General features: G+C 71.4%; 20 protein-coding genes and 1 tRNA gene. 13 read left to right on the forward strand and 8 right to left on the reverse strand.

Annotated elements, in window-relative coordinates; all coding sequences use genetic code 11:
* The first annotated feature begins 91 nt into the window (after positions 1-91).
* From ACIPJY_RS16210 to ACIPJY_RS16230, 5 genes are all read left to right on the forward strand, one after another.
* Positions 92-2,164: a S1C family serine protease gene (locus ACIPJY_RS16210; RefSeq protein ID WP_400465800.1), complete on the forward strand. Its 2,073-nt coding sequence runs from the start codon at positions 92-94 to the stop codon at positions 2,162-2,164.
* A 627-nt stretch (positions 2,165-2,791) separates the two neighbouring features.
* Positions 2,792-3,835 (forward strand): glycosyltransferase family 2 protein, encoded by a 1,044-nt coding sequence (locus ACIPJY_RS16215; RefSeq protein ID WP_400465803.1) that lies wholly within the window; start codon positions 2,792-2,794, stop codon positions 3,833-3,835.
* A 5-nt stretch (positions 3,836-3,840) separates the two neighbouring features.
* Entirely contained in the window at positions 3,841-4,668 is an 828-nt protein-coding gene (locus ACIPJY_RS16220) for a CDP-alcohol phosphatidyltransferase family protein (protein ID WP_400465806.1), read from the forward strand.
* Positions 4,665-5,573, forward strand: coding sequence for a glycosyltransferase family 2 protein (locus tag ACIPJY_RS16225; protein ID WP_400465809.1), 909 nt, complete (start codon positions 4,665-4,667; stop codon positions 5,571-5,573). Before ACIPJY_RS16220 ends, ACIPJY_RS16225 begins: the two co-directional genes overlap by 4 nt.
* A gap of 28 nt (positions 5,574-5,601) precedes the next feature.
* A complete protein-coding gene (locus tag ACIPJY_RS16230) occupies positions 5,602-6,834 on the forward strand; it encodes a CDP-glycerol glycerophosphotransferase family protein (protein WP_400465811.1) in 1,233 nt (410 codons plus the stop codon).
* A gap of 13 nt (positions 6,835-6,847) precedes the next feature.
* On the opposite strand, the gene ACIPJY_RS16235 is transcribed toward ACIPJY_RS16230, so the two are convergent.
* From ACIPJY_RS16235 to ACIPJY_RS16250, 4 genes are all read right to left on the reverse strand, one after another.
* The gene (locus tag ACIPJY_RS16235; protein WP_400465814.1) at positions 6,848-7,150 is read right to left on the reverse strand and encodes a hypothetical protein; all 303 of its coding nucleotides are present in this window, start codon (positions 7,148-7,150) and stop codon (positions 6,848-6,850) included.
* Between the two features lie 115 nt (positions 7,151-7,265).
* Positions 7,266-8,036, reverse strand: a complete 771-nt coding sequence (locus ACIPJY_RS16240) for an ABC transporter ATP-binding protein (RefSeq protein ID WP_400465816.1) — start codon at positions 8,034-8,036, stop codon at positions 7,266-7,268.
* Positions 8,036-8,860: an ABC transporter permease gene (locus ACIPJY_RS16245; protein WP_400465818.1), complete on the reverse strand. Its 825-nt coding sequence runs from the start codon at positions 8,858-8,860 to the stop codon at positions 8,036-8,038. The genes ACIPJY_RS16240 and ACIPJY_RS16245 overlap by 1 nt, the downstream gene beginning before the upstream one ends.
* A 41-nt stretch (positions 8,861-8,901) precedes the next feature.
* Positions 8,902-9,597 carry an NTP transferase domain-containing protein gene (locus ACIPJY_RS16250; protein ID WP_123654074.1) on the reverse strand — a complete coding sequence of 232 codons (696 nt, stop codon included), beginning with the start codon at positions 9,595-9,597 and terminating at the stop codon, positions 8,902-8,904.
* A gap of 299 nt (positions 9,598-9,896) precedes the next feature.
* Here ACIPJY_RS16250 and ACIPJY_RS16255 point away from each other — a divergent pair, with 299 nt between their 5' ends.
* The 3 genes from ACIPJY_RS16255 to ACIPJY_RS16265 all read left to right on the forward strand — a co-directional run bounded on the left by ACIPJY_RS16255 (position 9,897) and on the right by ACIPJY_RS16265 (position 13,274).
* Entirely contained in the window at positions 9,897-11,288 is a 1,392-nt protein-coding gene (locus ACIPJY_RS16255; RefSeq protein WP_400465821.1) for an ABC transporter ATP-binding protein, read from the forward strand.
* A complete protein-coding gene (locus tag ACIPJY_RS16260; RefSeq protein ID WP_400465824.1) occupies positions 11,264-12,838 on the forward strand; it encodes an ABC transporter permease in 1,575 nt (524 codons plus the stop codon). Before ACIPJY_RS16255 ends, ACIPJY_RS16260 begins: the two co-directional genes overlap by 25 nt.
* 172 nt (positions 12,839-13,010) lie before the next feature.
* The gene (locus ACIPJY_RS16265; RefSeq protein WP_071299074.1) at positions 13,011-13,274 is read left to right on the forward strand and encodes a DUF3039 domain-containing protein; all 264 of its coding nucleotides are present in this window, start codon (positions 13,011-13,013) and stop codon (positions 13,272-13,274) included.
* 4 nt (positions 13,275-13,278) lie between these two features.
* Here the strand turns inward: ACIPJY_RS16265 and ACIPJY_RS16270 are convergent, their stop codons facing one another.
* The gene (locus ACIPJY_RS16270; protein WP_400465827.1) at positions 13,279-14,571 is read right to left on the reverse strand and encodes a nicotinate phosphoribosyltransferase; all 1,293 of its coding nucleotides are present in this window, start codon (positions 14,569-14,571) and stop codon (positions 13,279-13,281) included.
* Positions 14,572-14,645: 74 nt separating this feature from the next.
* Between ACIPJY_RS16270 and murI the strand changes: the two genes are divergently transcribed.
* Genes murI through rdgB form a run of 3 tightly spaced genes read left to right on the forward strand, consistent with a single transcriptional unit; the run spans position 14,646 to position 16,899 of the window.
* Entirely contained in the window at positions 14,646-15,509 is an 864-nt protein-coding gene (gene murI / locus ACIPJY_RS16275; RefSeq protein WP_400465830.1) for a glutamate racemase, read from the forward strand.
* Positions 15,510-15,559: 50 nt separating this feature from the next.
* Positions 15,560-16,291, forward strand: a complete 732-nt coding sequence (rph, locus tag ACIPJY_RS16280; RefSeq protein WP_400465833.1) for a ribonuclease PH — start codon at positions 15,560-15,562, stop codon at positions 16,289-16,291.
* Positions 16,288-16,899 (forward strand): RdgB/HAM1 family non-canonical purine NTP pyrophosphatase, encoded by a 612-nt coding sequence (gene rdgB, locus ACIPJY_RS16285; protein ID WP_400465836.1) that lies wholly within the window; start codon positions 16,288-16,290, stop codon positions 16,897-16,899. The genes rph and rdgB overlap by 4 nt, the downstream gene beginning before the upstream one ends.
* Before the next feature lie 139 nt (positions 16,900-17,038).
* Here the strand turns inward: rdgB and ACIPJY_RS16290 are convergent, their stop codons facing one another.
* The 3 genes from ACIPJY_RS16290 to ACIPJY_RS16300 form a co-directional block, all read right to left on the reverse strand.
* Entirely contained in the window at positions 17,039-17,710 is a 672-nt protein-coding gene (locus ACIPJY_RS16290) for a DedA family protein (protein WP_400465839.1), read from the reverse strand.
* A 129-nt stretch (positions 17,711-17,839) separates the two neighbouring features.
* Positions 17,840-17,920, reverse strand: a tRNA-Leu gene (locus ACIPJY_RS16295).
* Positions 17,921-18,151: 231 nt separating this feature from the next.
* Entirely contained in the window at positions 18,152-19,435 is a 1,284-nt protein-coding gene (locus tag ACIPJY_RS16300) for an MFS transporter (RefSeq protein WP_400465842.1), read from the reverse strand.
* Between the two features lie 56 nt (positions 19,436-19,491).
* Here ACIPJY_RS16300 and mnmA point away from each other — a divergent pair, with 56 nt between their 5' ends.
* Both mnmA and ligA read left to right on the forward strand, forming a co-directional pair.
* Entirely contained in the window at positions 19,492-20,598 is a 1,107-nt protein-coding gene (mnmA, locus tag ACIPJY_RS16305) for a tRNA 2-thiouridine(34) synthase MnmA (RefSeq protein ID WP_400465843.1), read from the forward strand.
* 36 nt (positions 20,599-20,634) lie between these two features.
* Positions 20,635-22,986 carry an NAD-dependent DNA ligase LigA gene (gene ligA / locus ACIPJY_RS16310; RefSeq protein WP_400465846.1) on the forward strand — a complete coding sequence of 784 codons (2,352 nt, stop codon included), beginning with the start codon at positions 20,635-20,637 and terminating at the stop codon, positions 22,984-22,986.
* Positions 22,987-23,124 lie beyond the last annotated feature (138 nt).

Raw genomic sequence — 23,124 nt, forward strand, 5'->3', positions numbered from 1 at the left:
TAAGATCGCCATAGTGCACTCGCAGGGCCGTCAGGAGCATCGCCCAGGTGCGTGCGACAGACTGCACGAGCTTGAAAGGAGCACGTCCAGCATGACCGACACCACGCCCAACGGGCACGGCGACGACAACCGTCCGGACGACACGACCCCTGAGGTCGACGCCGACGATGCCGCGCAGCAGGCGGGCGACGCTGGCGCGTCGACGCCCAGCGACTCCGAGACCACCACGACCGGGGCGGAGAACCCTGACGAGCACGCGCGGCACGCCGACGCGGAGCACACCGACGTGATCGACCCGGTGCCGGCGGACGAGACGACCCAGTACACGGCGCCGTACCCCACGGCGCAGTACGGGCAGGACGCCAGCTCCGGCACGAGCCAGGGCGGATACGGCCAGGACCACTCGCCGTACGGCCAGACCGGCCAGTCGAGCCAGGCAGACCAGTCGAGTCAGTACGGCCAGACGAGCCAGGCAGACCAGTCGAGTCAGTACGGCCAGACGAGCCAGTACGGCCAGTCGGCCCAGGCCGATCAGAGCCCGTACGGCCAGACCAGCCAGTACGGCCAGACGAGCCAGTACGGGCAGACCAACCAGTACGGCCAGCAGGACCGACCCCGCTACGGGGAGTACGCGCAGCCCGCCTCCGCGCAGGCGCCGGCATCCGCCTCTGAGCAGCCGACCCACGGCCAGCAGCAGTACGGCCAGCAGCAGTACGGGCAGTCACAGTACGACCAGTCGGCCTACGGACAGCAGCAGTACGGGCAGCAGTCCTACGGACAGCAGTCGTACACGCAGCCGACCGGCCAGTCCGCGCAGGCCCCGTCGAGCGCGTACGGCGACGACCACCGCGCCGACGGCTCTGACCAGCGCAGCAACGGTTACTACTTCTCCGGCGCAGCCGCCACCGGCGCGGCCGGTGCCGGGGCGACCACGGACACGGCCACGAAGCCGAAGTCCACGCGATCCCGGATCGTCCTGCCCCTCGTGGGCGGCCTCATCGTCGGCGCACTCGTCGGCGGCGCGGCCGGTGGCGGATGGGTCGCAGCGACCTCGAACGGCGGCACCACGTCGAGCTCCTCGAGCTCGAGCGGCGGCAACCTCACGGTCAACGACTACGACTCCGCGACGGTCGTCACCGCGGTCGCCGCACAGGCCACGCCGTCGGTCGTGACGATCAACGTGTCCTCCTCGAGCGAGGCCGGCACCGGCTCCGGCGTCGTCCTCAGCAAGGACGGCTACATCGTCACGAACACCCACGTGGTGACGCTCGACGGCGACAGCTCGACGGGCACCATCCAGGTCACGACCTCCGACGGCAAGATCTACGTCGGCAAGCTCGTCGGCACCGACCCGACGGTCGACCTCGCGGTCATCAAGATCGACGCGAGCGACCTCAAGCCGATGACGTTCGCGGACTCCTCGAAGCTCAACGTCGGGGACACCGCGGTCGCGATCGGTGCGCCGCTCGGCCTGTCGAACACCGTCACCGACGGCATCGTGTCGACCCTGAACCGCAGCATCCAGGTCACCTCGAGCGACCCGAACGCCGGCGGCGACTCGAACGAGGGCCAGGGCAACAACGGCAACGGCCCGTTCGACTTCTGGGGCAACGGCGACAACGGTTCCAGCACCGGCACCACCGCGACGGTGTCGCTGCCGGTCATCCAGACCGACGCGTCGATCAACCCGGGCAACTCGGGCGGCGCGCTGCTCGATTCCAAGGGCAAGCTCATCGGCATCAACGTCGCGATCGCGAGCGCCGGCAGCACGGACTCGTCCGACTCGCAGTCGGGCAGCATCGGCGTCGGCTTCTCGATCCCGGCCAACCTGGTGAAGCGGGTCGCGAACGAGATCATCGACAACGGCTCGGCGACCCACGGTCTGCTGGGCGCGACGGTCGGTGACGCGAACGAGGACGCCAAGGCCACCCAGATGGGTGCGCTCATCAAGTCGGTCTCGTCCGGCGGCGCAGCCGCCGGTGCCGGCCTGCAGAAGGGCGACGTCGTCACCAAGATCGGTGACGCGACCGTCTCGGACGCGACCGACCTGACCGCGCAGGTGCGCTACTTCGCCGGCGGTGCGAAGACGACGATCACCTACGTCCGCAACGGCCAGTCCCACGAGGCCGACGTGACCCTCGGGACCTACGACAGCAAGAGCTGACGCAACCCCAGATCGGACGGGAGGCCCGGTGCCAGCTGGCACCGGGCCTCCCGTCCGTCGTGTGCTCACCTCCGCAGCCCCCGCCCCGCCTCCCACGAGCGGGCGAAATGCCGGGGTGGACCGCCTTCCGGACCCGGGTGTTTCGCCCGCTCGGCCGCCCGCTCCGGTGAGCGGGCGAAATGCCGGGGTGCGCAGTGACCCGGACCGGGGTGTTTCGCGCGATCGACTGCGCGCTTCGGTGAGCGGGCGAAATGCCGGGGTGGGCAGTGACCCGGACCGGGGTGTTTCGCCCGCTCGGCCGTGTGCTTCGGTGAGCGGGCGAAATGCCGGCGTGGGCAGTGACCCGGACCGGGGTGTTTCGCCCGTTCGACCGCTCGCTCGGTGAGCGGGCGGAATGCCGGGGTGCTCCGTGACCCGGACCGGGGCATTTCGCCCGCTCGGATGCCGCTCGGCTGCGCGCTCCGGTGAGCGGGCGGAATGCCGGCGTGGGTCGCCGTCCGGACCCGGGTGTTTCGCCCGCTCGGTGGGTCGCTGGGCGGGGCGTGGGGCGGTGGGGGAGCGCGCAGGTGGGGCGGTCGGCCTCTTGATAGGCTGCGAGTCGCTCACCGCCAGGACCCCGAGGAACGCATGCAGACAGACGGACAGCCCCTGCCGGGCGTCTCGTACGTGATGCCCGTCCTCAACGAGGTCACCGAGGTCCGGGCCGCCGTCGCGAGTCTGCTCGACCAGGACTACGAGGGGCCGTTCGAGGTCGTCCTGGCGCTCGGGCCCTCGATCGACGGCACGAACGAGCTCGTCGCCGAGATGAGCGCTGCCGACCCGCGGATCCGCGCGGTCGAGAACCCCGTCGGCTCGACGCCCGCCGGGCTGAACGTCGCGATCCGTGCGTCCGAGCACCCCATCGTGGTGCGCGTCGACGCGCACTCGGTGCTGCCGAGGGACTACACGCGGATCGCGGTGCGGACGCTGACGGAGTCCGGCGCGGACAACGTCGGCGGCATCATGCGCGCCGAGGGTCGCACCCCGTTCGAGAAGGCCGTTGCGCTGGCGTACGGCAGCCGGGTCGGCCTCGGCGGCACCCCGCACCACGTCGGCGGACAGGCCGGTCCGGCCGAGACCGCGTACCTCGGTGTCTTCCGACGGGACCGCCTCTTCGCGGTCGGCCTGTTCGACGAGGGCATCAAGCGCGGCCAGGACTGGGAGCTCAACCGGCGCCTGCGCACCACCGGCGGGACGGTCTGGTTCACGCCGGAGCTCGTCGTGACCTACCGCCCGCGGCCGAGCCTCAAGCGCCTGGTCCGGCAGTTCGTGGCGACCGGACTCTGGCGGGGCGAACTGGCTCGGCGTTTTCCGGCGGGCAACGGCCTGCGGTACTTCGTGCCGCCGGCGATGGTCGCCGCGGTCGGGCTCGGCCTGGTCGCCGGCGTCGTCGGCATCATCGGTGCACTGTTCCACAGCGGAGCGGCGTGGGCGCTGCTCGGCTTCGCCGTGCCCGCGGTCTACCTGCTCTTCGTCGTCGTCGGGACGATCGCGGTCTCCCGGCGCTCCGACGCCGCCACGCGAGCATGGCTCCTCGTCGTGCTGCCCTGCATCCACATCGGCTGGGGGGTCGGGTTCATCGTCGGGTTCCTGACGCGGACCTCCGAGCTGACGACCCACACCGGACGGTGACCTCCTTGACCGACCCCCAGCCCGAACCCACAGAGCGCGGGTACGCCCACCCGACGTCGATCGCGGAGCTCCGCGCCGTCGCCCAGCCCCACGAGGTCCGCTCGCGCGCCAACGCTGAGCACTGGACGGCATCGCTGTACCTCCGGGACATCTCGCCGTACCTGACGTGGGTGCTCCTGAAGACCCGGATCAGCGCGAACCAGGTCACCGGCCTGATGATCCTGGTCGGCTGGTCGGTCGCCGCGGCCCTGCTCATCCCGGGGATCTGGGGTGCGGCGCTCGCCCTCGTGCTCGGGCAGCTCCAGATGCTCGTCGACTGCTCGGACGGCGAGGTCGCCCGGTGGCGCGGCACCCGCTCGCCGGCGGGGGTCTTCCTGGACAAGGTCGGGCACTACACGACCGAGGGACTCATCCCGGTCGCCCTCGGGATCCGAGCGGCCACGTGGCCGATCCACGACGCGGACTGGACGTGGACGACGATCGGCTGCGCGCTCGGGCTGGTCATCGTCTGGAACAAGGCGCTGAACGACATGGTGCACGTGGCCCGCGCCAACTCCGGGCTCGACAAGCTCGTCGACCGTCGCGACGCCTCGACGGCGCCGTCCGGTCGGCGGCTGGCCTCCCTGCGCCGCGTCGCACGGTTCCTGCCGTTCCACCGCCTGTACCACTCGGTCGAGCTCTCGATGCTGGCGTCCGTCTTCGCGCTGCTCGGGCTCGTGATCGGGGACCCGCTCGCCGACCGGATCCTGGTCGGCGTGCTGCTGCCGCTCGCCGTGGTGGCGACGGCCGGGCACTTCCTGGCGATCATCTCGTCGAAGCGGGTGCGCGCGTGACGCCCGGCACCGTCCGTCGCCACGCGGTCCCGCACCGCGAGCGCCCACGGGTCGCCGTCGTGAGCCTCACCCAGGGCACCCGACCGGACGACCTGCGCCGCGGCCTCGAGAGCGTCCTCGCCCAGCAGGAGGTGGAGCTCGACGTCGTGTGCGTCGGCAACGGCTGGGAGCCGGTCGACCTGCCGGACGGCGTCCGCGCGCTGGCACTGCCCGAGAACGTCGGCATCCCGGCCGGCCGGAACGCCGGCGCCGAGATGGTCGACGGCGACTACGTGTTCTTCCTCGACGACGACGCGTCGATCCCGTCGGAGACCTTCCTGCGCGACGCCGTCGCACTGTTCGAGCGGGACCCGTCCCTCGGGCTGGTGCAGCCGCGCGTCGTGGATCCCTCCGGTGCCGCGAACCCGCTCCGGTGGGTGCCGCGCATCCGGAAGGGCGACCCGACGGAGTCGTCGCCGGTGTTCTCGGTGTGGGAGGGCGCGGTCGTGCTGCCGATGGACGTGTACCGCGTCGTCGGGGGCTGGGGAGCGCCGTACTTCTACGCGCACGAGGGCATCGAGCTCGCGTGGCGGGTCTGGGATGCTGGCCGACGGGCCTGGTACGCCGGGGAACTCGTCGCCCACCACCCCGCGATCGACCCGGCACGGCACACCGAGTACTACCATCTGAACGCCCGGAACCGCGTCTGGCTGGCCCGTCGGAACCTGCCGCCTGTGCTCCGGCCGCTGTACGTCGGGTCCTGGGCCGCGATCCAGACCGCCCGGTGGTGGCGGCACCCGGCGCGCCTGCGCGTCTGGTTCGACGGTGTCCGTGAGGGCTGGACCAGCGACTGCGGTCCGGCGTCCCCCATGGGCTGGCTGACGATCGGCCGGATGACCATCGCCGGTCGCCCGCCCGTCGTCTGAGCGCCCCACCCACGAGAGAGAGGTCCGCATGCCGATCACCACCGACGTCCGCACGGCGTACCGCCTCGTGCGCAGGCTCCTGCACTCCCGCGGACAGCGACGCCAGCTGGCTCGACGGCTGTCCGCCGAGCAGCCGCTGGCACCCGGCAGCATCGAGATCGCGGTGTACTTCGCCGACGGGCCCGTGAACATGTACCAGGTCCGGCAGTGGTACGCCCCGCTCGCGGAGCTGTCCCGCACGCGGCCCGTCGCGATCATCTCGCGCAGCCCCGGCACGATGCTCACGCTGCTCGACGAAGCACCCGTGCGGTCGGTGTACGCCCGGCAGGTGGTCGACCTGGAGCGGTTCGTCGAGGAGCAGGCGCCGAAGGTCGTGCTCTACGTCAACCAGAACGCCCGCAACTTCCAGATGATGCGGTACGGGCGGATGTGGCACGTCTTCGTGAACCACGGCGAGAGCGACAAGATGTACATGACGACGAACCAGTTCAAGGCGTACGACTACGCCCTGATCGCCGGTGACGCCGCTCGTGACCGGCTCGAAGAAGCCCTGTGGGACTACGACCTCGAGCGGCGAGCGATCCCCATCGGGCGTCCGCAGGCCGACCACTTCGCCGGCGAGCCCCCGTACCCGCACGACGGCCGCACCGTCGTGCTCTACGCGCCGACGTGGGAGGGCGACCGGGCAGCGGCCGCGTACGGGTCGATCGCGACCCACGGCACCACGATCGCCGAGCGGGTACTGGCGTCTCCTCGGCACCGGCTGGTGTACCGGCCGCATCCGCGCAGCGGTGTCCGGGACCCGGAGTACAAGGCGGCGCACGAGCGCATCGTCGCCGCCATCGCGTCGGCGAACGCCGCGGACGCCTCGGCGCACCACGTGTACGACGACGGCGCGGAGCTGGGCTGGCAGCTCGCGGACGCCGACGTCGCGATCACCGACATCAGCGCCATGATCTACGACCGACTGGCCGTCGGCAAGCCGCTCATCGTGACGCGCCCGGTCGACCCGGAAGCGGACGTCGACGAGCGCGGGTACCTGGCAGCCGCGAACTGGCTGCTGGCACCCGACGCGGCCGACGTGGTCGCTCGGGTGGACGCGGCCGCGCACGACGCCGACGAACTGGCGCAGCTGCAGCACTGGGTGACCCGGTACTTCGGCGACACGACGCCGGGCACCGCCACCGCGCGCTTCCACGACGCGATCGAGCGGCTGGTCTCCCGCTGGCACGAGGTCGCGCGGGAGCGTCAGGAGCGCTGACGTCGGCCGGTGGTCACGGGGCGAGGCCGGCGCCGGCGAGGGACATCCGCCACAGGTACTCGGAGCGGTCCGGACGACGCCACCGCACGATGACGACGCCGGTCTCTTCTGCGGAGGCGCCGAAGACCGCGATCCCGATGCTGCGCCCGGGATCGAGGTGCCGGACGACGAGGGGCGGGCAGTAGCCCGTGCCGAGGTGGGTCAGGCTCAGACCGTCGATCGGCTCGTCGCCGATGTTGACGAGGTCGTAGCGGTGTGGCGCTTGGGTGCGGTCGACTGCGAACGGTACCGGGTAGGCGGTGGGTGTTGGGTGCATGGGGGAAACGGTAGGGGGAGGGTCTGACGGTGGGGGGCCGGTCCTGCCGTGGGGACCCGTGCTTGTGGAGGAGGGGTCGTGGGGGCGAGGGTGTGGTGGGACGGGGACCCCGAGGTCAGACGCCGTACTCCGCGTTGTAGCGCGCGAGGGCGTCCTCGATGGGGCCGTCGAGCTGCAGCCGGCCCTTGTCGAGGTACAGGCCGCGCTGGCAGAACCGGCGCAGGTCCTTGTCGCTGTGGGAGACGAAGAACAGGGTGCGGCCGCCGGCGAGGAGTTCCTCGATGCGCTTGTAGCACTTCTCGCGGAAGGCCTTGTCGCCGACCGCCAGGACCTCGTCCACCAGGATCACGGGCTCGTCGAGCCGCGAGATCACCGAGAACGCGATCCGGACCTTCATGCCGCTCGAGAGGTGCTTGTACGGGGTGTCGACGAAGTCGCCGATCTCCGCGAAGTCGATGATCTCGTCGAAGCTGTCCCGGATCTCCGCGCGGGACATCCCGTGCAGACCGGCGGTCAGGTAGACGTTGTCGCGCACGGTGAGGTCGCCGACGAAGCCACCGGTGATCTCGATCAGGGGTGCCACCCCGGCACCGACGCGGACGCGGCCCTCGTCGGGCAGCATGACCTGCGCCACGAGCTTCAGGAGCGTCGACTTGCCCTGCCCGTTGCGGCCGACCACGCCGATCGCCTCGCCGGGGCGGACGTCGAACGACACGTGCCGCAGCGCCCAGAACTCGTCGCCGCGCTTCCGGCGGTTGCTGCCGGCGAACAGGTCCTTGAAGCTGCGGCTCGCGCGTCGGTTCCGCTTGAACCGGATCCCGGCGTCCGTGACGGAGATCACCGGCGCCACGGCCTTCGTCTGACCGGTGGACTGCGTGGCGGTCATCAGAGCTCCTTGAGGACGCGGTGCTCGCTGCGCCGGAACACCGTGAGCCCGATCGCCAGGACGATGCCCGTCGTGACGGTCGAGGCGAGCACCTGGAACCAGTCGAGCTGGCCCGGGAAGAACGCCGATCGGTAGATGCCGAAGATGCCGGTCAGCGGGTTGATCGCCGCGAGGTCGTGCAGGACGTCGGGGAGTGCGCTCGGACCGTAGATGATCGGCGACGCGTAGAACGCGAAGCGGAGGACGAGCTTCACCGCGCGCTCGAGGTCGCGGAAGAACACCACGAGCGGGGCCACGATCAGCCCGATGCCGTACGCCAGCGCCGCCTGCAGCACGATCGCGAGCGGGTACAGCACGACCTGCCAGTGCACGTGCGCCCCGGTTGCGATCACGAAGACCGCGAGCACCGGGATGCTCAGGAGGAACTCGATGCCCTTCGACGCGTCGATCCGCAGCACCCAGATGCTCCGGGGGATCGTCGTCGAGCGGATCAGCTTCGACTCCTTGATGAACGCCCGGGTCGAGTCGGAGACCGCGCCGGTGAACCACATCCAGGGCAGGAGTGCCGCCAGGAGGAAGACGATGTACGGCTCTTCGCCCACCGAGCCGCGGTGGAAGACCTGCGTGAAGACGAACCAGTAGATCCCCGACATCACCAGGGGATCGAGGATCGACCAGAAGTAGCCGAGCGCCGACGTCGAGTAGCGGACGCGCAGGTCGCGCTTGGTCAGCAACCAGAGCGCATGACGATAGCGCCGACCGGCACTCCGGGTCGCCGCCGGGGCGGCGGCCACGGGCGCGGTCGGCGCACTCGCTGTCGTCATGGGGTCCTTCCGGCCTGGATCGCCGAGAGGAGACCGGCTGCTCAGGCGAACAGGTTGTTCGCGCGCTCGAGGTCCTCGGCGAAGTCGATCTCGACCGCGTACAGGTCGGAGATGTCGATCGGCGTCCAGCGTAGCCCGTCCTCGCCGATGGCAGCCTCGATGCCGCCCTCGAAGTACTCCTGGTCGTCGACGCGACCGAGCTGGCGGATGAGGGCCTGCTTGTCGGCGGACGAGACGTAGTTGATCCCGACGGCTTCACCGAGGCCACCGACGACCTGCTTCGAGAGCTTGTGGATGAAGCCCTCGGCGTCGACGGTGTACTTGACCTCTTCGTCGGACACCTTCTCGGTGTTGACGCTGACGAACGAGCGGTCCTGGTCCATCATGTCGGCCGCACGGACGAGCGCGCGGGGGTCGAAGACGACGTCGCCGTTCATCCAGAGGACGCCGCCCTTGCCCGTGGCCTTCAGCGCACGGAGGAGGCTCTTCGAGGTGTTGGTGGAGTCGTAGGACTCGTTGTAGACGAAGTTCGCCTCGGGGAAGGCCTCGACGATGTACTCCGACTTGTAGCCGACGACGACGGTGATCCGGGCGCTCGAGCCGAACGCCGCGCGGATGTTCTCGAACTGCTGCTGCATGATGGTGCGGCCGTCGCTGAGCTCGGTGAGCGGCTTCGGCAGGCTGCGCCCGAGGCGGCTGCCCATCCCCGCTGCGAGGATGACGATCTGCGTGGTCATGTTGGTCCCTTCCGGTGTCCGCCCGCGCACCGATGGGCACGGACAGGCCACGTCGAGTCTGCTCGCAGTCGATCCGAATCAGCCGAGAGTCACGTCATCGTCGCGTCGTGGACGGTGTCGGACATCGGGCCGTGTGCACGGTCCGAGCAGGTTTCCAAGTGGTGAACACTCCGTCGTGCCCCGGTGAATCATACGGAAAGACCCTCCACCGGGGTACGGGCTGAGTGGGTTCGTAGTCATTTCGTGACACTGGGTGTCCGCCCCCGCCGATGACCCCACCGCGTTGGTACGGTGGGGCCGTGGTGGCTGCAGCAGGGGACGACGAGGACGTGTACGCCACGTCCGACGCTGCGTGGCTCACCGAGGTCGACGACGAGACGGACGAGCTCGACGACGTCGACCAGGACGACGGGGACGACACCGCCGACGACACGGCGGGCGTCTCGACACACAGCGACCCGGGGGACAGCGATGCGGACGACCGCCCCGACCAGGACGGCATGACGGACGACAGCACCACCACGACCGACGACACCACCAGGACGGACGACGACGCACGGGCGTCCGACGAGACGGGCTTCCTGCCGGCGGCGGCCCCGTCGAGCACGACGAAGTCCGCGGGCACGGGGACCGGAGCCACGAAGCCCGGAGCCAGCAGGCCCAGGGCGACGAAGCCGGGCTCGGCGAAGCAGCCCAGGGGGAAGCGCCCGAGCCGTGCGACACGCCCGCAGGGCGCCGCGGCTGCCGACGCGACCACCGAGACAGACGCGACCACCGAGACAGCCGCGACCACCGAGACAGACGCGACCACCGAGACGACGGTGGACGACGTCGTCACCGGCACCGAGCCTCCCGCCCGTGACGCGCAGACCCGGCCCGCCCCCAAGAAGAAGGCCCGCACCGCCGCACCGAAGCAGGCGACGAAGCAGCAGCCCGTGGTCCTCCGCGCCAGCGGCCTGGTGAAGCGGTACGGCCAGACCCTCGCCGCCGACGAGGTCGACCTGGAGATCCGCCAGGGCTCGATCTTCGGAGTCGTCGGCCCGAACGGCGCCGGCAAGACCACGACCCTGTCGATGCTCACCGGCCTGCTGCGTCCGGACGCCGGCACCGCCACCGTGCTCGACCACGACGTCTGGGCGGACCCCGCCGCGGCGAAGCGGAGCATGGGCGTGCTGCCCGACCGGCTGCGTCTGTTCGACCGGCTCACCGGCGCGCAGCTGCTCTTCTACTCGGCGACGCTCCGCGGGATCGACGGCAAGACCGCCCGGTCCCGCAGCACCGACCTCGCCGAGGCCTTCGGGCTCGGGGACGCGCTCGGACGCCCGGTCGCGGACTACTCCGTCGGCATGGCGAAGAAGATCGCCCTCGCCGCCACCCTGATCCACTCCCCGCGCGTGCTCGTGCTCGACGAACCGTTCGAGTCCGTGGACCCGGTCAGCTCGGCGACCATCACCGAGATCCTCCGCCGTTACACGCAGGGCGGCGGCACGGTCGTGCTGTCGAGCCACTCGATGGAGCTGGTCCAGCGCACGTGCGACTCGGTCGCCATCATCGTCGGTGGCAAGGTGCTCGCCTCGGGCACGATGGCGCAGGTCCGTGGCCGGAAGAGCCTCGAGGACAAGTTCGTGGAACTCGCGGGTGGCCGCGTCGTCGCAGAGAGCATGGAATGGTTGCACAGCTTCTCCGGCTGAGGGCCGACCTGCTCGCGGGCGAGGTCCGCGGGAGTGCCAGGCGCTCGGTCCTCGTCGTCGTCGGCAGCCTCGCCGGGCTCGTCGCCGCGGTGCTCATCGGCATCGCGATGTCGTCGTTGCGCACGGCCGACCCCGCGGTGGCGCGTGCCGTCATCGTCCCGGTCGGCACCCTGATCACGGTCGGGTTCACGATCATCCCGCTGGCCGTCGGCGGCGCGGACCAGTTCGACCCGCGCCGCTTCGCGGTCTTCGGCGTCGGACGACGCGACCTGGCGATCGGCCTCGGCGTCGCCGGGCTCGTCGGCGTCCCGATCGTCGGCGTCGCGATCGTCGCGGTGTCCCAGTCCGTGGCGTGGATGCGCGGTGCGGGCTCCGGCGTGCTCGGCGTCGTCGCCGCACTCGTCGTGATCGCCACCTGCGGGCTGCTCGTCCGGGTCGGCTGCACGGTCGGGTCCTGGCTGATCGGGTCGCACCGGCCGAGCCGGGACGCCGGGTGGCTCGTCGCCCTGGTCGTCGTCGTGCTGCTCATCCCGACCGTCTCGCTGCTGCTCCGCGTCGACTGGCTGGACCCGCGGAGCGCCGAGCTCCAGCGGATCGCGGACGTCTCCGGGTGGACCCCGTGGGGCGCGGCGTGGGCGGTCCCCGCGGACGTCGCCTCCGGCCACGTGGGCGAGGGCGTCCTGAAGCTGCTGCTCGCGCTCGTGGTGCTCGGGCTCCTCGCCGCCGCGTGGTGGGGGCTCGTCGGCCGGATGCTCGTCACGGTCGACGACCGCACCCGGGTGCGGAGCTACCGGACGCTCGGCTGGTTCGACCGGCTCGGGGCGACGCCCGTGGCCGCCGTGGCCGCCCGGGCACTGACCTACTGGGGCCGCGACCCGCGGTACCGCACGTCGTACATGATCTTGCTCTTCGTGCCGATCGTGGTCGTCCCGCTCGGGGTGGCCGGGGTGCCGTGGCACTGGACGGCGCTCATCCCGCTGCCGCTGATGGCCGTCATCGCCGGGTTCCTGCCGCACAACGACGTCTCCTACGACAACACCGCGGTGTGGTTGCACGTCGCGTCGGGCGCCCCGGGGTGGAGCGACCGACTCGGCCGGCTGACGCCGGTGATCGTCGTCGGTGTGCCCGCGATCGTCGCGGGGTCCGCGGTGTCGGCCTGGTTGTTCGGCGACTGGGTCGCGTTCCCGGTGCTCATCGGCGTGTGTGTCGGGGCGCTGTTCGCGGGGCTCGGCATCTCGAGCGTGGTGTCCGTCCTGCTGCCGTACCCGACCGTCCGCCCGGGGGACCGTCCCTTCCAGCAGCCGCAGGCCGCCGGCGTGGTGTCCACCGTGTCGCAGTCGTCGACGATCATCGGGATCCTGCTGTTCTCGGTCCCCGCAGCATGGTCGGCGGTGCTGGCGCTGTCCGACGGCGCGGAGCCGTGGGCGATGCTGACGCTGGTGGTCGGCGCGGGGATCGGCGTCGTGGTGCTCGCCGTCGGCGTGATCGCGGGCGGGACGCTGTTCGACCGGCACGGCCCGGACCTGCTGGCAGCGGCACAGCGGAACTAGCGCACGCGCACGCAACCCGAGCGCGCACCCAGCCCGAACGCGCACGCAGCCCGACCGAGCACGCAGCCCGCGCACGCAGTCCGACCGCGCACGCAGTCCGACCGCGCACGCAGCCCGAGCGACCACGCAGCCCGAGCAAGCGAGCAACCCGCACCCGACGTACGCTTGTCCCATGAGCATGACGGAACCCGGTGGCGGCGGACTCGACGTGATGGACCGCGAGCTCGAGAAGCTCCTCGAAGAAGAGGCGATCGAGCCCGGCGACCACGAGCGCTTCTCGCACTACGTCAAGAAGGACAAGATCCTGCAGTCCGCCCTGAGCGGCAAGCCGGTGAAGGCCCTGTGCGGCAAGAAGTGGATCCCGGGCCGCGACCCGGAGAAGTTCCCGGTCTGCCCGGACTGCAAGGCCATCTACGAGAAGATGAAGGCCGAGTAGCCCCTCAGACGATCAGCGTCGGGATCGCCGGGTCGCCCCGCCCGATCCGCGCGGCGTCCGCCGGCAGCTCGGCCTTGGCGCCCCTGTGGTGCGCGCGCGCGGCCTCGACCCCGCGGACCCCGAGGAACGCCGGGTCGACCTCCCCGTTGGTCACGACCGGCACGAGCAACGGCCGCTCGTCCGGCCCGACCGATCCGGACGTCCGCACGACCTCGGCCGTGGCGATCCCGTTGCGCAGTCGCCGGCCGGCCTCTTTCCGGCCGCCGATCGACGCCTTGTCGGCCGACTTCTTCGCCACCGACACCCACTCGCCGCCCGCGGTGTGGTGCGCGACGAGCTTGAACACCATGCCGGCGGCCGGGTGGCCGGAGCCGGAGACGACCGAGGTGCCGACACCGTAGGAGTCGACGGGAGCCGCCCGGAGTGCCGCGATGGTGTACTCGTCGAGGTCGTTCGTCACCGTGATCTTCGTGCCGGTCGCGCCGAGGCGGTCGAGCTGGGCGCGCACCGAGGCGACCACCGACGGCAGGTCGCCGCTGTCGATGCGGACCGCACCGAGCCGCCCGTCCGTCAGGCGGACGGCGGTCTCGACGGCGGCCTCGATGTCGTACGTGTCGACGAGCAGCGTGGTGCCGTCGCCGAGTGCGTCGAGCTGCGAGCGGAACGCGGCCTCTTCGGAGTCGTGCAGCAGCGTGAAGGCGTGCGCGGCGGTGCCCATCGTCGGGATGCCCCAGCTGCGGCCCGCCTCGAGGTTGCTCGTGGCACCGAACCCGGCGATGTACGCGGCGCGGGCGGCGGCGACCGCGTTCCACTCGCCCGTCCGGCGGGAGCCCATCTCGGCGAGCGGGCGGTGGTCGGCGGCGGACACCATGCGCGCGGCCGCCGAGGCGATCGCGGAGTCGGCGTTGAAGATCGACAGTGCCAGGGTCTCGAGCACGACGGCCTCGGCGAAGGTGCCCTCGATCTGCAGCACGGGGGAGTTCGGGAAGAAGACCTCGCCCTCCCGGTAGGCGCGGACGTCGCCCGTGAACCGGTAGTCGGCGAGCCAGGTGGCGGTGCCGGCGTCGATCACGCCGCGGTCCCGCAGGAAGCCGATCTCCTCGTCGCCGAACCGGAAGTCGGTGAGCGCGGTCAGGAAGCGGCCGAGTCCGGCCGCGACGCCGTAGCGCCGCCCGTCCGGCAGCCGCCGGGTGAACACCTCGAACACGCAGCGGCGGTCGGCGGTGCCGTCCTTCAGGGCCGCGTCGACCATGGTGAGTTCGTACTGGTCCGTCAGGAGCGCGCTGGTCACCTCCACGACACTACCCAGAAGGGCGGACGGGAGGCTGTGCTCGGGTCGGTCCTGTCGGCGTGCGTCGGTACGCTGGTCACGTGACGGATGCACCGATCGGAGTCTTCGACAGCGGCGTCGGCGGCCTGACGGTCGCCCGGGCGATCATCGACCAGCTCCCGCGCGAGAGCATCCGGTACGTCGGCGACACCGTGCACTCGCCGTACGGCCCGAAGCCGATCGCGGACGTCCGCCGGTACGCGCTCCAGGTGATGGACGACCTGGTCGAACAGGGCGTCAAGGCGCTCGTGATCGCCTGCAACACCGCGTCCTCGGCCGTGCTCCGGGACGCCCGCGAGCGCTACGAGCAGGCCTACGGCATCCCCGTGGTCGAGGTCATCCAGCCCGCGGCCCGCGCCGCCGTCAAGCAGACCAGGACCGGCCGGATCGGCGTGATCGGGACCGTCGGCACGATCGGGTCGCGCTCCTACGAGGACGCCTTCGCCGTGGCGTCCGACGTGTCGCTGACCCTGGCGGCGTGCCCGCGGTTCGTCGAGTTCGTCGAGGCCGGGGACACCTCGTCGCCCGAGCTCCGCGAGATCGCCGCCGGGTACCTCGCGCCGATCCGGGCCGCCGACGTCGACACGCTCGTGCTCGGCTGCACGCACTACCCGCTGATGTCCGCGGCCATCCAGTACGTGATGGGCCCGGACGTCACGCTGGTCTCCAGCGCCGAGGAGACCGCCAGCGACGTCTACCGCCGGCTCGTCGAGCACGGGCTCGAGCGCACGACGACCGAGCCCCCGACCTACGCGTTCGAGGCGACCGGCGACGACAAGGCCGGGTTCCTGCGGCTCGCCCGCCGGTTCCTCGGCCCCGAGATCGTCAGCGTCGGCCACCTCGAGACCGGCGCCATCACGCTGCCACGTCCCCACGGCGCGGCGGCGACCAGCCACCGGGCGTGACTCGCTCCGACAACCCGCACCGAGCCTCCAGGCCGGACCGAAAGGACCCCATGACCAACCGCATCGACGGTCGCACGACGACCGAGCACCGCCCCGTCACCATCGAGCGGGGCTGGAGCAGCCAGGCCGAGGGCAGCGCCCTCATCTCGTTCGGCAACACGAAGGTGCTCTGCACCGCCTCCTTCACGAACGGCGTCCCGCGCTGGATGGCGGGCAAGGGCTCCGGCTGGGTCACGGCCGAGTACTCGATGCTGCCGCGCTCCACGAACGAGCGCATGCAGCGTGAGTCGATCAAGGGCAAGGTCGGCGGCCGCACCCACGAGATCTCCCGCCTGATCGGGCGCTCGCTGCGTGCCGTCGTCGACATGAAGGGCCTCGGCGAGAACACCCTGGTGCTCGACTGCGACGTGCTGCAGGCCGACGGCGGCACCCGCACCGCGTCGATCACCGGCGCCTACGTGGCGATGGCGGACGCGATCGAGTGGGGGCGCGGCAAGGGCTTCATCGCGAAGAAGGCGACGCCGCTGGTCGACAGCGTGCAGGCGATCTCGGTCGGCATCGTCGGGGGCGTGCCGATGCTCGACCTGGCCTACACCGAGGACTCCGCGGCCGACACCGACATGAACATCGTCACGACCGGGTCGGGCAAGTTCATCGAGGTGCAGGGCACCGCCGAGCACGCGCCGTTCGACCGCGACGAGCTGAACGTGCTGCTCGACCTGGGCCTCGCGGGGAACAGCTCGCTCGCGGCGATCCAGCGCGACGCCCTGGGGCTCGCGTGACCGACACCGGCCCCGTGCGCTCCGTCGTCCTGGCGACCCACAACCAGGGCAAGGTCGTCGAGCTGCGGGAGATCCTCGGCGACGCCCTGGGCGCCGGGGTGGAGCTGCAGGGCTACGACGGTCCCGAGCCCGTCGAGGACGGCGACACCTACGCGGCGAACGCGCTCATCAAGGCGCGGGCGGCGGTGGCGCACACGGGGCTGCCCGCCCTGGCCGACGACTCCGGGATCGCGGTCGACGTGCTCGACGGCGCGCCCGGCATCAACTCCGCCCGGTACGCGGGGACGCGGGTGGACGCGGACAACATCGCGCTGCTCCTCTCGACGCTCGACGGGGTCGTGGAGCGCACGGCGGCGTTCGTGTGCGCGGCGGCGTTCGTGACGCCCTCGGGAGCGGAGCACGTGGTCGAGGCCGTGTGGAACGGCGAGGTCCTGACCGCCCCGGTCGGGGACGGCGGCCACGGGTACGACCCGGTCTTCAAGCCGGACGACGCGGACCGGTCCTCGGCCCAGCTGACGCGCGCGGAGAAGAACGCGCTGTCGCACCGGGCGAAGGCGTTCCGCGGGATCGCGCCCGTGGTGCGGGAGTACTTCCAGGCGACCGACTGACCGCGGGCGGGCGCCGGGCGTGGGGCCGGCTGGGCGCCCCGTTCTGCGCGCGGCGCCCCCGTGTACGCGAAACGCCGCCGAATTCGGCGGCGTTTCGTGCATTCGGGGGTGTTTCGGCAGCGCCGGGGCGCCGGGCGGCCTACTCCGTGGACTGCTTCTTCGCCTTGCGGGCGTTGCGCAGGTACGTCAGCGCCATCGGCACGACGGTCACGACGACCGCGAGCAGCAGGATGACGTCGATGTACTCGCGGACGATGTGCGCCACGAACGGGATGTGGCCGATGAAGTACCCGAGGAACGTCACGCCGACGCCCCAGATCACGGCGCCGATCGCGTTGTAGAGCGAGTACTTCTTGTAGTTCATGCGCCCGACGCCGGCAGCGATCGGCGCGAACGTGCGGACCACCGGGACGAAGCGGGCGAGGATGACCGCGAGCGCACCGAACCGGTGGAAGAAGGCGTTCGTGCGGTCGACGTTCGCCTTGGAGAACAGACCGCTCTCCTTGCGCTCGAAGATCGGTGGGCCGGCCTTCTTGCCGATGTAGTACCCGAGCTCGCCGCCGAGGAACGCCGCGGCGCCGATCATCAGCGCAGCGACCCAGATCGGGATGCCGCCGATCTCCCCGCCGCGGTCGAACGCGAAGAGGCCCGTGATGACGAGCAGACTGTCGCCGGGGAAGATGAAGCCGATCAGCAAACCGGTCTCGGCGAAGACGATCGCGCACACGACGAGCACGGCGACGGCCCCGAAGTGGTCGAGGATGTACTGCGGATCCAGCCAGGGGATCAGGGCGAGTGCGACGGAGTGCATGCTTCTTCCGGTCGTGCTGGTGCGGTGACGGGAGGGTCACCCGCAGGACGAGAGTACCGTGCGGGTCCGCCCGGGCCGTCCTCCGCCGGTATGAGATGCGGGAGCACGCGAGCGCGTGCGGGTCCTCGGTGCGGAAGGAGGGACTCGAACCCTCACGCCTGGGGCACAGGAACCTAAATCCTGCGTGTCTACCGATTCCACCACTCCCGCGAGCACCGACATCGTACCGGGGCGCACGCCGGTCGCACCGTGCGAGGCGGAGGCGAGCACAGCCTCCCGGCACGCGCAGCGACGCGGCACGCGCAGCGACCCGGCACGCGCAGCGACCCGGCGCGCGCAGCGACCCGGGACGCACCGTGCGGCGTTCCGGACACGGTGGCAGGGCCGCGGCACCGCACCGTGTCCGAGACCTCGCACACTGCGGGACCGCGCCGCGCGCGCTCAGCGCAGCCGGCGGGGGAGGTACCGGGGGACGTAGCGGAGCAGGACGCCCGCCCCGACGAGCCCGAGCACGCCCATCACCCCGCTGGCGAGCGCGATCGAGGCCACCGCGGTGATCCCGGAGATGACGAGCGGTGCCGCCGCCTGGCCGAAGTCGCCGGTGAACCGCCACGCACCGAGGAACGGTGCCGGGTCGTCGCGCGGGGCCAGGTCGGCACCGAGCGTCATCAGGATCCCGGAGCCGACGCCGTTCGCGAGCGACATCCCCATCGCGATCCCGACGAACCACCCGACCCGGGCGTCCAGGTGCCCGCTCCAGGCGAGCAGGAAGTAGCTGACGCTGAGCCCGAGCATGCAGGGGAGGGCGCTCGCCAGCCGTCCCCAGCGGTCCATGATCTGGCCGCTCGTGTAGAAGAGCGCGAAGTCGACGGCTCCCGCGATGCCGATGACCAGCGCCGCCGTGGCGTCGTCGAGACCGACGCTCACCGCCCAGAGCGGCAGGATGACCTGGCGGCCGGCACGCATGGCGCCGATCAGTCCGGCGCCGCTGCCGAGCCGGAGCAGGACCCGGTGGTGCTGCCGGATGGTGCGGAACAGACCGTGCGCCTCCTGCTGGACGAGGATCGCCCCGGTGTCCGTCGCGTCACCGACGGCGTCGCCGTCCGGACGGGAGGACCGGCTCGGCCACCGCAGACCGCGCACGCCCGTCGCCGGGTCGCGCAGCACGATGAGGGTCACCGCCGCCGCGAGGCAGCAGACGATGTGGATCCAGAAGGCGCTCTGCGTGGTGCCCGTCACGTGCACGACGCCGGCTGCGATGAACGGGCCGACGAAGTAGCCGAAGCGGAACACGCCCCCGAGGCTGGAGAGGGCTCGCGCTCGGATCCGGACCGGGATCGCCGTGGTCATGTAGGCGTGGCGGGCGAGCGCGAACACCGCGGTGGACACCCCGACCAGGAAGACGCCGACCGCGAGCACCACGGGGTTCGGGGCCGCGGTGCACACGAGCAGGCCGATCACCGAGATCAGCGCTGCGCCGATCATCGCGTTCCGCTCGCCGATCCGGGCGACGACGACGCCGGACGGCACGTCGCCGATGAGCTCGCCGACCAGGATCAGCGACGCGACGAACCCGGCGATCGCCAGGCTGGCGCCGAGGGAGTCGGCGGCGATCGGGATGATCGGGATGATCGCGCCCTCGCCGATGGCGAAGAGCGCCGCGGGCAGGAACCCGGACAAGAGGACGGACCGGAAGTCGAATGAGTCGTTCTCGGTCGTGGCCATCGCCCGACCAACGGTACGCCAGCGGTACCGGTTGCACGGCGGGTTACCCTTGACGCATGCGTGTTCTCGCGGCGATGAGCGGTGGTGTCGACTCGGCGGTGGCCGCGGCCAGGGCGGTCGACGCCGGCCACGACGTGGTCGGGGTGCACCTGGCGTTGAGCCGGATGCCCGGGACGCTCCGGACCGGCAGCCGCGGGTGCTGCACCATCGAGGACTCGATGGACGCCCAGCGCGCGGCCTCGGCGCTCGGCATCCCGTACTACGTGTGGGACTTCTCGGCGCGCTTCAAGGAGGACGTCGTCGACGACTTCGTGGCCGAGTACCAGGCCGGCCGGACCCCGAACCCCTGCATGCGGTGCAACGAGCGCATCAAGTTCGCCGCGCTGCTGGAGAAGGCGCTCGCCCTCGGGTTCGACGCCGTCTGCACCGGCCACTACGCCTCGATCGTCACGGCGGCCGACGGCTCCCGCGAACTGCACCGGTCGGCCGCGTGGGCGAAGGACCAGTCGTACGTGCTCGGCGTGCTCACCGCCGAGCAGCTGCAGCACGCGATGTTCCCGCTCGGTGCCACCCCCTCCAAGGACGAGGTCCGCGCCGAGGCCGCGGCCCGCGGACTCACCGTGGCGCAGAAGCCGGACTCCTACGACATCTGCTTCATCCCGGACGGCGACACCCGCGGCTGGCTCGCCGACCGCGTCGGTACCGCTCCGGGTGAGGTCGTCGAGCGCGACGGCACCGTGGTCGGCACGCACGAGGGCGCCACCGGCTACACCGTCGGGCAGCGCCGCGGACTCGCCCTCGGGCGCCCGGCACCGGACGGCAAGCCGCGCTTCGTGCTCGAGATCCGTCCGAAGGACAACACCGTGGTCGTCGGACCGAAGGAGGCCCTGGCCGTCTCGTCGATGTCCGGCTCGCGGTTCACCTGGGCGGGCACCGCTCCGGCCGACCCGACGGTGCCGTTCTCGTGCGACGTGCAGATCCGCGCGCACGCCGACCCGGTGCCCGCGACCGCGCGGGTGCAGGACGGCACGCTGGTCATCGACGTCGACGAGCCGCTCTCGGGCGTCGCGCCCGGACAGACCGCGGTGGTCTACGTCGGGACGCGGGTGCTCGGGCAGTGCACCATCGACGCCACGGTCAGTGCGGTCCCGGTCGACGCCTGACGCTCCGGGTCGGTGGTCCACGGTAGAACTGTGGGTATGAGCGAGACCGACGCCACGTTCGAGACCATCGACCCCGACGGGCTCGACGCCGCCCAGGCTGCGCGCGAGGTCGACCGGCTGCGCTCCAGCATCAACGAGCTCCGGCACGGCTACTACGAGGAGAACGGCTCGGCCGCCTCGGACGCCGAGTACGACGCCCTCGTGCACCGCCTCGACGCGATCGAGCGCCGCTTCCCGGAGCTCCTCACCGCGGACAGCCCGACGCAGACCGTCGGCGGGCAGGCCGAGACGACCCAGTTCGCCCCGGTGGAGCACGCCGAGCGGATGCTGAGCCTGGACAACGTGTTCTCGCCGGAGGAACTCACCGACTGGGCGGTCAAGGTCCAGCGGGACGCCGGCGCCGAGCGTGTCCGGTTCCTCACCGAGCTGAAGATCGACGGGCTGGCGATCAACCTCCGCTACGAGAACGGGCGCCTCGTCACGGCGGCCACCCGCGGGGACGGTGTCGTCGGGGAAGACGTCACCGGCAACGTCCGCACGATGGGCTCCATCCCGGACCGGCTGTCCGGCACGGGCCACCCGCCCCTGGTCGAGGTCCGCGGCGAGATCTTCTTCCCGGTCGAGCAGTTCGACGAGCTCAACGCGAAGCAGCTCGCGGCGGGGGAGCGCCTCTTCGCCAACCCGCGGAACGCCGCCGCCGGCTCCCTCCGGCAGAAGGAAGAGGGCAAGTCCGCGGCCAAGCGCGAGCTCATGGTCGACCGGCTGCGGCGCCTGCGGATGCTCGTGCACGGCATCGGCGCGTGGCCGGTGCGCGAGCTCGAGCGGGACACCGACGTCCGCTCTCAGTCCGAGGTGTACGAGCTCCTGCACACATGGGGCCTGCCGACCGGCACCCACCACCGGGTCTTCGACTCCATCGACGACGTGCTCGGCTTCGTCAAGGACTACGGGGAGCGCCGGGCGTCCGTCGAGCACCAGATCGACGGCATCGTGATCAAGGTCGACGACCTCGGCCTGCACGAGGAACTCGGGTCGACGTCCCGTGCGCCGCGCTGGGCGATCGCGTACAAGTACCCGCCGGAAGAAGTGCACACGAAGCTCCTCGACATCGTCGTGAGCGTGGGCCGCACCGGGCGCGCGACACCCTTCGCGGTGATGGCCCCGGCCGAGGTCGCGGGTTCCGTCGTCCGCCAGGCCACGCTGCACAACCAGCAGGTCGTCAGGGCGAAGGGCGTCCTGATCGGGGACACCGTCGTGCTCCGGAAGGCCGGCGACGTCATCCCCGAGGTGCTCGGCCCGGTGGTCGAGCTGCGGGACGGCAGCGAGCGCGAGTTCGTGATGCCGACCGCGTGCCCGGAATGCGGCACCACCCTGGCCCCCGCGAAAGAAGGCGACATCGACCTGCGCTGCCCGAACGCGCGGAGCTGCCCCGCGCAGGTCCGCGGTCGTGTCGAGCACATCGCGTCCCGTGGGTCGCTCGACATCGAGGGCCTCGGCGAGGTCGCCGCGGCCGCCCTCACGCAGCCGCTCCACCCCGAGGTCCCGCCCCTCGTGACAGAGGCGGGGCTGTTCGACCTCACGATGGAGGACATCGTCCCGATCGAGGTGATCGTCCGCGACGCCGAGACCGGCATGGAGAAGACCGACGACGACGGCGCACCGAAGCGCGTGACGCCGTTCAGCCGGGCACGCAAGAAGACCGACCCGCCCTTCGACGCCGACGCCCGTGGCGCCGACTACACCGGTGAGCCGAGCCGGTACCCGTCGAAGAACGCGTTCGAGATGCTCGCGAACATCGACGCCGCGAAGACGAAGCCGCTCTGGCGCATCATGGTCGGCCTGAGCATCCGGCACGTCGGACCGGTCGCCGCCCGGGCGCTGGCGAACCACTTCGGTTCCCTCGACGCGATCCGCTCCGCCTCGCGCGAGGAACTGGCCGCCGTGGACGGTGTCGGCGGGATCATCGCGGACGCCCTCCTCGCCTGGTTCGAGGTCGACTGGCACCGCGAGATCATCGACCGCTGGACGGCGGCGGGCGTGCAGTTCAGCACGCCGGGGCACCCGGGCCCGGGCGCGGCGAGCACCGAAGGCGGTGTCCTCAGCGGGCTCACCGTGGTCGCGACCGGCTCGCTGGAGGGGTACAGCCGGGAGGGCGCGCAAGAGGCGATCATCGCCGCCGGCGGCAAGGCGGCATCGAGCGTCAGCAAGAAGACGGACTTCGTCGCGGCCGGCCCCGGCGCCGGATCGAAGCTCACGAAGGCCGAGCAGCTCGGGCTCCGCATCATCGACGCCGAGCAGTTCCGGCTCCTCGTGACCGAGGGACCGGGTGCGCTGCCCGAACCGCCCGACGCGCCGTCCGACACCACGGAGGCGCCCGCCGAGGGCTGACGCGGGCACACAAGCACGTCGCGGGCTCGTCCGCACACCGCGACGCGCTGCTCGGTGCACCCAGTTCAGGGGGCAAGTTGCATCGAGCACGACGGTTCCGGCCGGATTTCCTTACACTCGACAGAGCATCACCTGTCG

The sequence above is a fragment of the Curtobacterium sp. NPDC090223 genome, from assembly GCF_044746585.1.
In the GTDB taxonomy this organism is placed as follows: Bacteria; Actinomycetota; Actinomycetes; order Actinomycetales; family Microbacteriaceae; genus Curtobacterium.

Coding starts and splice junctions, on each gene's coding strand:
- ACIPJY_RS16230 (WP_400465811.1), top strand. CDS start 5,602: ATGCCGATCACCACCGACGTCCGCACGGCGTACCGCCTCGTGCGCAGG.
- ligA (WP_400465846.1), top strand. CDS start 20,635: ATGAGCGAGACCGACGCCACGTTCGAGACCATCGACCCCGACGGGCTC.
- ACIPJY_RS16235 (WP_400465814.1), bottom strand. CDS start 7,150: ATGCACCCAACACCCACCGCCTACCCGGTACCGTTCGCAGTCGACCGC.
- mnmA (WP_400465843.1), top strand. CDS start 19,492: ATGCGTGTTCTCGCGGCGATGAGCGGTGGTGTCGACTCGGCGGTGGCC.
- ACIPJY_RS16300 (WP_400465842.1), bottom strand. CDS start 19,435: ATGGCCACGACCGAGAACGACTCATTCGACTTCCGGTCCGTCCTCTTG.
- ACIPJY_RS16260 (WP_400465824.1), top strand. CDS start 11,264: ATGGTTGCACAGCTTCTCCGGCTGAGGGCCGACCTGCTCGCGGGCGAG.
- ACIPJY_RS16210 (WP_400465800.1), top strand. CDS start 92: ATGACCGACACCACGCCCAACGGGCACGGCGACGACAACCGTCCGGAC.
- ACIPJY_RS16240 (WP_400465816.1), bottom strand. CDS start 8,036: ATGACCGCCACGCAGTCCACCGGTCAGACGAAGGCCGTGGCGCCGGTG.
- rph (WP_400465833.1), top strand. CDS start 15,560: ATGACCAACCGCATCGACGGTCGCACGACGACCGAGCACCGCCCCGTC.
- ACIPJY_RS16245 (WP_400465818.1), bottom strand. CDS start 8,860: ATGACGACAGCGAGTGCGCCGACCGCGCCCGTGGCCGCCGCCCCGGCG.
- ACIPJY_RS16290 (WP_400465839.1), bottom strand. CDS start 17,710: ATGCACTCCGTCGCACTCGCCCTGATCCCCTGGCTGGATCCGCAGTAC.
- ACIPJY_RS16265 (WP_071299074.1), top strand. CDS start 13,011: ATGAGCATGACGGAACCCGGTGGCGGCGGACTCGACGTGATGGACCGC.
- ACIPJY_RS16215 (WP_400465803.1), top strand. CDS start 2,792: ATGCAGACAGACGGACAGCCCCTGCCGGGCGTCTCGTACGTGATGCCC.
- ACIPJY_RS16250 (WP_123654074.1), bottom strand. CDS start 9,597: ATGACCACGCAGATCGTCATCCTCGCAGCGGGGATGGGCAGCCGCCTC.